Source organism: Nostoc sp. CALU 546 (assembly GCF_048836525.1).
Genome location: NZ_JAWJTF010000167.1, coordinates 1 through 4,115 on the forward strand (window position 1 = coordinate 1; position 4,115 = coordinate 4,115).

Consider the following 4,115-nt stretch of genomic DNA (forward strand, 5'->3'; position numbering starts at 1 on the left):
CTGCACCATCTCTACTGCCTGATTTTTAAATACCTACCCTTGAAAGAGGGTTAGGGTGGGGTAAAATCCCTGTGGGATAAGCGTTTGAGCTTAACTTGACACCAATGGCAAGATGCCTATCCTACAAGAAAGAAATATCTACAATTTCAACTTTTCACCCCGAATCGAATAATCCAACAACTCCATCGGGTGAATAACTGAAATCTTCTTACCTTGCAACTGCAAATGCTTAGTAATCTGCAAAGTACACCCCGGATTAGCAGAAGCAATTAACTCAGCACCAGTATTCAACAAATTCTGTACTTTTTGCTGACCCAATTCTTCAGAAACTTCTGGTTGCAGCATATTATAGACTCCGGCACTGCCACAACATAAAGCTGCATCTATTGGTTCTCTCAACTTCACCCCTGGAATTTGCCGCAATATTTGACGCGGTTGGACGCTAATCTTTTGACCATGCAATAAATGACAAGCATCTTGATAAACTAAATTCAAGGGTTGATCAGTCAGTGGTGAAAGTTTTGCTGTTAACCCAACAGTTGCCAAAAACTCTTGAGCATCTTTAACTTTCGCGGCAAAATCTTTTGCCTTTTCTCGATATTCTGGGTCATCTTCTAAAATGTGACCATATTCTTTTAAAGTATGACCACAACCAGCAGCATTGATAATTACGAAATCTACATTAGTGTCAGCAAAACTATCAATCATCTGCTTTGCTAAAGCTTTCGCCTGTTCTGTTTGTCCTTGGTGTTCGGGAAGGGCCGCACAACAACCTTGAGATTTGGGAATCACTACTTCACAACCATTCGCTGTTAAAACTCGTACCGTTGCTTCATTCACGGGGGAGAAAAATAGCCGCTGCACGCAACCCAAAATTACCCCGACTCTGTAACGCTTCTCACCTTGAGCAGGAATTACATTAGGCAAATTATCTTGAAAAGATTTGAGAGTAATTTCTGGCAGAATTGATTCCATTGCTGCCAAACGGGGCGATATTTTATTGAGTAAACCTGTAGCGCGAAAAAACTTAGCAAACCCCAACTTTTGATAAACCAATAACGGAACTAGTAAAACCCGTAAAAGGTTGGGATAGGGAAACAAAGAAAATATCAGTTGACGAAAAAATTGATCTGGCAAACTGCGGGGATAATTTCGTTCAACTTGGTGACGAGTTGCAGAAATCAACTTATCATACTGCACACCAGACGGACAAGTACTTACACAAGCAAGACAGCCCAAACAAGAATCAAAATGTTCTACTGTTGCCGTATTGAGAGCAATTTCACCCTCATTAATTGCATCCATTAAATAGATGCGTCCTCTAGGTGAATCCATCTCCTTCCCAAGCACCCGATAACTGGGACAAGTAGATAAACAAAACCCACAATGTACACAACTATCAATTAACTTCGGGTCAGGCGGATGAGTTTCATCAAAGCCCTTCAAATTCTTTAAACTAGCCGTATTATTAACAGAATTTTCTGAAACTTGCATAACTATTTTTCCCCTCTCTATTTCAGCGTCCTCAGCGTCTCTGCGGTTTGTTTCTTAAATACCACCTACAAACCGACCAGGACTTAAAATATTCTTACTATCAAACTGTTCCTTAATACGGCGCATCAACGGCAAAGCATTTCCCGTATAACCCCAGACATCTATTTGTTCTTTAACCGCCATTGGTGCTGACAAAATTGTTAAAAAACTACTATTCGCTTGAGTGCGATCTCGGATTTTCAAAACTTGATTTTTACTCTCTAATTGTAACAAACCTAAACCACTACTGATATGAATTAAACCTAACTCCACTTGATTCAAAATCTCTACAGCAGCAGTAGGTAACACTCCTATTTTGCAGGTAATTAGAGATTCTGTAGCAGTAGTATGTATTCGTTCTCGCAATCTTTGCCATAGATTAGCTTCATCATCATCTGCAAAAATTGCCCCATTTAAACCTAACTTTTGCCCTACTTCCAAAACTCGGTTTGACTGTTCTTTAACACTCTCACTAATACTTTGAAAGCGGGCAATTAATCCCAATCCTTGACCCAAACCTAAACTAGATACCAATTTAGTTGATAACAAATCGGCTTGAACTGGTGTTAACGCCGAACCTCGAAGGATATCAGCCGCTTGGGATATAGCCTCTGCACTACCAGTCAGTACTACTGTTCCCGATGCTTCTGCTAGCGGATACAGACGAAAAGTTAGTTGACTAATAAAGCCTAATGTGCCATAAGACCCTGTAAGCAACTTCATCAAGTCATATCCGGCAACATTTTTGACTACTCTTCCCCCAGCTTTGGCGATTTCTCCATCAGCACGCACAAAGGTAATACCTAGTAACTGGTCGCGCACACTACCATAACGTTGCCGCAGAGAACCTGTATCACCTGTGGCGACAATACCGCCAATAGTTGCCGACTCTGGTGCTGTGGGGTCAAGGGCAAGAAATTGCCGCGATTTTGCCAAAAGTGCTTGCAAATCGGAGAACTTCATCCCAGCTTCTACGGTGACAGTTAGATCGCCAACTGCGTGTTCAATCAGTTGGTTGATGCGTTCTGTACTAACTACAACATCAATGCCCTTAGCTAAACCACCCCAGTTAAGTTTACTGCCACTACCACAGGGAAGAATGCGCCAGTTGTTTGTGTAAGCAGCGGTAATGACTGCGGCTAGCTGTTCTTGGCTGCGGGGATAGACGATACAACTGGGAAGCTTTCCAGAAGCTATAGCCTGTTGAATACGTTTTTGCTGACTGAGTTCGATATTTTCCCAAAGGCAAATAGCATTTTCTTCACCGACGATAGATGCAAGTTCAGAAGCGCAGACGCCTTGCGGCCTGTCGTTAGACATCGCTTTCATTGAGTTTATTTTTTTACGCCCTACTTCTAATTTACTGGCTAACCTGACCAAAAAAGCGTATTACCATTACACAGTGGCTCCGATTGAGGGAAGCGATCGCTACTAACCAAATAAAAGCAGGGTTCTTTTTCAAGCGATCGCTCAATCATCTAAAAAGATTGAAGAAGAATTCAGAAGCCCATTCTGAATTCTGAATTCTGACTCCTGAATTCTGTTCGATAAATTCTGTTGAGCAATATCTTGTTGTTTCTTAGCTAATTTTAATGAGTTTATCAGGGCTAATTCAGGGCGATCGCTAATTATATTCATTCATGTAGGGAATTCCGTACTGGAGTTGATTGGCCAGTGAACCGGAAAATAGAAAATAATAGATATATGGACAAACGGTATTTTTTACAGGCTAGTGCAGTAATAGTCGGCACGGCATTGTTATCAAGGTATATCAATTGGGGGTCAGAAGCGATGACAACTTCTAAGAGTGGATTTGAAATTACTAAACCTGAAGAAGAGTGGCGGACGATTTTAACGCCAGAACAGTTTCGTGTATTGCGTAAACATGGCACTGAACGCGCTCACACCAGCCCATTGGATAAGGAATACGACAATGGCACTTATTATTGTGCTGCGTGTGAACAACCACTGTTTACGTCTGATACCAAATTTAATAGTGGTACTGGCTGGCCCAGCTTTTTTAACCCGATTGAAGGTGCGATCGCTACTACTGTAGATAGATCGTTGTTTATGACCAGAACTGAAGTGCATTGTAGTCGTTGTGGTGGTCATCTGGGCCATGTTTTTGATGATGGCCCTGCACCCACTGGTAAGCGCTACTGTATGAACGGTGTTTCGCTGAAATTTACTCCTGCTTGATAAGTTGCGTAGGTGTAGTCTCTCGTAGACATCACACCTACTAACCTAAATTGTCCTATTTGTTTGTGTCTGGTTTCTCTTTTTTGTCTTTGGGATCTTTTTTAGGTTTTTTAACTTCTTTATTGCTTTTTCTTTCCTTCGACATAAGTGTTCTCCAGCTAGGTTAATCAGTGAAAGCTTCCACATTCTACCGTTACGGAATCAGGAAGTGGCTTACCTGATATTCTTTTAAGGCAAAAAAGAAAGTATCAGACATAAATGCTACCGACTACCATCATACGGTGTTGTTTGATTTTCTTCTTAAAGCCTTTTCATCTATTTCAACCACAATTCACGAGTAGGGTAGCACAGCTAGCTGTGCTACCCTATTAATTTACTAGTAT

The 4,115-nt window shown here is 41.3% G+C and carries 3 protein-coding genes; 1 reads left to right on the forward strand and 2 read right to left on the reverse strand.

The window, feature by feature from the left end; translation table 11 throughout:
• Window positions 1-138: 138 nt before the first annotated feature.
• Together RRG12_RS40400 and RRG12_RS40405 are read right to left on the reverse strand one after the other, a co-directional pair.
• Entirely contained in the window at window positions 139-1,494 is a 1,356-nt protein-coding gene (locus RRG12_RS40400; RefSeq protein WP_420763073.1) for a (Fe-S)-binding protein, read from the reverse strand.
• Between the two features lie 54 nt (window positions 1,495-1,548).
• Window positions 1,549-2,862, reverse strand: a complete 1,314-nt coding sequence (locus RRG12_RS40405) for an FAD-binding oxidoreductase (protein ID WP_420763074.1) — start codon at window positions 2,860-2,862, stop codon at window positions 1,549-1,551.
• Between the two features lie 375 nt (window positions 2,863-3,237).
• On the opposite strand from RRG12_RS40405, the gene msrB reads away from it, so the two are divergent.
• Window positions 3,238-3,732, forward strand: coding sequence for a peptide-methionine (R)-S-oxide reductase MsrB (msrB, locus tag RRG12_RS40410; protein ID WP_069072536.1), 495 nt, complete (start codon window positions 3,238-3,240; stop codon window positions 3,730-3,732).
• Window positions 3,733-4,115 lie beyond the last annotated feature (383 nt).